1 protein-coding gene and 1 pseudogene are annotated in these 3,342 nt (G+C 64.5%); both read right to left on the reverse strand.

Annotated elements, in window-relative coordinates:
• Positions 1 to 2,297 (reverse strand): annotated as a pseudogene (locus AHiyo1_RS21030) (bifunctional salicylyl-CoA 5-hydroxylase/oxidoreductase); the annotation flags it as partial.
• A gap of 14 nt (positions 2,298 to 2,311) precedes the next feature.
• A partial coding sequence (locus AHiyo1_RS21035; protein ID WP_148667699.1) for an AMP-binding protein occupies positions 2,312 to 3,342 on the reverse strand: 1,031 nt, incomplete at its 5' end.

Below are 3,342 nucleotides of genomic sequence, written 5' to 3' on the forward strand. Positions count from 1 at the left end.
GGCGGGGCGCACCGCATCCGTGCGGGAGCTCGGCGGTTTCCGCCGGCCCGCCCGGAACTGAGGCACCCACTGCGCTCCGGCGCCCTGGTATTCCTGCTCGGCTGCGGCGTGGAGTGTCCACTGGGGGTCGAACAGGTGCGTCCGGCCAAGCGCCACGAGGTCTGCCCGTCCTGCAAGGAGGATGGAGTTGACGTCGTCGTAGCTGGAGATGGCCCCGACGGCGATGACGGCTGCTCCCGCCGGCGCGGCAACTTCCTGCCGGATGCGGTCGGCGAAAGGAGTCTGGTAGCTGCGGCCGAAAGCCGGTTGTTCTTCCTTGGCGACCTGGCCGGTGGAGACGTCGATCCCCGCGGCGCCGTGGGCCACGAATGCCCGCGCGATGTCGAGCGAGTCGTCCGAGGTGTTGCCGCCTTCGATCCAGTCCGTCGCGGAGATGCGTACCGTCACAGGCTTGCTGGCAGGCCAAGCCGCGCGGACGGCGTCGAACACTTCCAAGGGGAACCGCAGCCGGTTCTGCACGCTACCGCCGTATTCGTCCTTCCGGAGATTGGACACCGGCGAAAGGAAGGAGGAGAGCAGGTAGCCGTGCGCGGCGTGGAGCTCGAGGAGGTCGAAGCCTGCTTCATCGGCCCGACGGGCAGCTTCCACGAACTGGGCTTTGATGGCTTTCATGCCTGCAAGGTCGAGTTCCACGGGCGTCTGGTTGCCGGGACCGTACGGCAGGGCCGACGGGCCAACGGCCTGCCAGTTGCCGGATTCGAGCGGTTCGTCGATGCTTCCCACATCAGCCGGGTGGAGCCCTTGCGTCCGGAGTGTCCGATTTGGGCCCCGATCTTGGCTGTCGAGCGAGCGTGGACGAAGTCCACGATTTCCTTCCAGCTCTCGCGCTGGCCGTCCGTGTACAGGCCGGTGCAGCCGGGGGTGATCCGCCCGCTCTCGGAAACACACACCATTTCGGTCATGACCAGTCCGGCACCGCCGAGTGCCTTGGAGCCGAGGTGGACTTTGTGGAAGTCGCCGGGGACGCCATCCACTGCGGAGTACATGTCCATGGGGGACACGACGATGCGGTTCTTGAGCTCGAGTCCGCCGATCCGGAACGGTTGGAACATGGCCGGGGCGGTCTCCGCCAGTCCTTGGGATTGGGCGAAGTTGCGGTCTACGGTGTCGGCGAATTCCGGGTCGCGCAAGCGCAGGTTCTCCTGGGTGATGCGGCGGCTCCGCGTGAGCAGGTTGAAAGCGAACTGCGTCGGGTCCTGCTCCTTGTATTGGGCGATCCGCTCGAACCATTCCAGCGAAGCCTGGGCTGCACGCTGGGTGGAGGCGACAACCGGACGCCGCTCGGTTTCATAGGCAGAGAGTGCAGATTCCACATCCGGGTGCTCGTGCAGGCAAGCGGCGAGTGCCAGGGAGTCCTCCATGGCGAGCTTCGTGCCCGAGCCGATGGAGAAGTGTGCGGTGTGCGCGGCATCGCCGAGGAGCACAACGTTGCCGTGGCGCCAGTTTTGATTGCGGACGGTGGTGAAGTTGATCCACTTGGAGTTGTTGGACAGGACCTCGTAGCCATCGAGTTCCTCGGCGAAGATGGAACGGATCTTGCTGATCGCCTTCTCGTCGGACACGCCTGGCGGGAAGACATCGGCTGCGGTCTCGTCGAAGCCGGCAGCCCGCCACACGTCCTCGTGCATTTCGACAATGAACGTGGATCCTTCGTCGGAGTACGGGTAGCCATGGATCTGCATGACTCCCCATTCGGTTTCCTTGACGAAGAACTTGAATGCCTCGAATACCTGGTCTGTGCCCAGCCACATGAACTTGTTGGGCCGCGGGTCCAGGCTTGGAGAGAAGGAGTCCGCATATTTGGCGCGGATCTGGGAGTTGATCCCATCTGCGGCGAGGACCAGGTCATGGCTGGCCTCAAGCTCTTCAACGGGCGGCGCGACGGTCTGGAAACGCAGGTCGACTCCGAGTTCGGCGCAGCGGCGCTGAAGCAGTTCCAGCAGTTCCTTTCGGCTCATGGCCGCAAAGCCCTGGCCGCCCACCGTCACCGTTTCGCCGCCGAAGTGGATGTCGATGTCGGACCAGCGGGCGAAGCGACGGCTCATGTACTCGGCCACGACGGGGTCGGCGTTGCCGATGCCGCCGAGCGTCTCATCGGAAAAGACGACGCCGAAACCGAAGGTGTCGCTGGCGGCGTTGCGTTCCCAAAGGGTGATGTCGTGTGACGGGTCGAGCTGCTTCATCAGGGCCGCGAAGTACAGGCCGCCGGGGCCGCCTCCTACGATTGCGATTTTCATGCTTTTGCTCCTTTTCAGGCCTGGCCGAGGCCTGCGCCGGCAAGTTGTTCGGGGTCGTTGTTGATGCGGTCGCGCAGCTTGAAATGCTGCAGTTTGCCGCTGGGGTTGCGGGGAAGTTCGTCGACGAACCGGATGTCCCGCGGGTACTTGTAGGGGGCGATCGTCCGTTTGACGAAGTCCTGGATTTCCTTGCGCTTCGCGTCATCGCCTGTGACACCTTCGCGCAGGACGATGAACGCGCAGACGACGCTGCCGCGTGCTTCGTCGGGGCGGCCGATGACGGCGTTCTCCACCACGTCGGGGTGCAGGTCGATGGCTGTCTCCACCTCTGGCGCGCCGATGTTGTAGCCGGAGGAAACGATCATGTTGTCCGAGCGGGCCTGGTAGGTGAAGTACCCGTCCTCGTCTTTCGTGAAGGTATCGCCGGTGACGTTCCAGCCGTTGACCACATAATTTGCTTGCCGGGGGTCGTCCAGGTAGCGGCATCCAGTGGGGCCGATGACCGCGAGCCGGCCAAGCTGCCCGGGTCCGAGTTCCAGACCCTCGTCATCGAGGATGGTTGCCCTGTACCCTGGCACTGCCCGTCCGGTGGTGCCGGGCCGGATGTCATCGCCCGCGGCGGAGATGAAGACGTGGAGCATTTCCGTGGCTCCGATGCCGTTGATGAGCCGGAGGCCTGTGGCCTCCCGAACTGCCTCCCACGTTTCCTTGGGTAGGTGTTCGCCGGCGGAAACCGCAATGCGCAGTCCGCTAAGCAGCTCGCCGCGCTTTTCCTTGAGGATGGCGCGGTACGCAGTGGGCGCGGTGAAAAGGATAGTGGCGCCGGCAGCGGCTGCACTCTCGGCAAGTTCAACCGGGGTAGCCCGTTCGGTCAACAACGACGATGCGCCGAAGCGCAGCGGGAAGACCACCAGCCCGCCGAGGCCGAAGGTGAAGGCGAGGGGCGGCGAACCGGCAAACACGTCGTCTGCGGTTGGCTGCAGGATGTGGCGGGCAAAAGTGTCGGCGTTTGCGAGGATGTCCCGGTGGAAATGCATTGTGATCT

The sequence above is a fragment of the Arthrobacter sp. Hiyo1 genome (assembly GCF_001263615.2).
Taxonomy (GTDB): domain Bacteria; phylum Actinomycetota; class Actinomycetes; order Actinomycetales; family Micrococcaceae; genus Arthrobacter.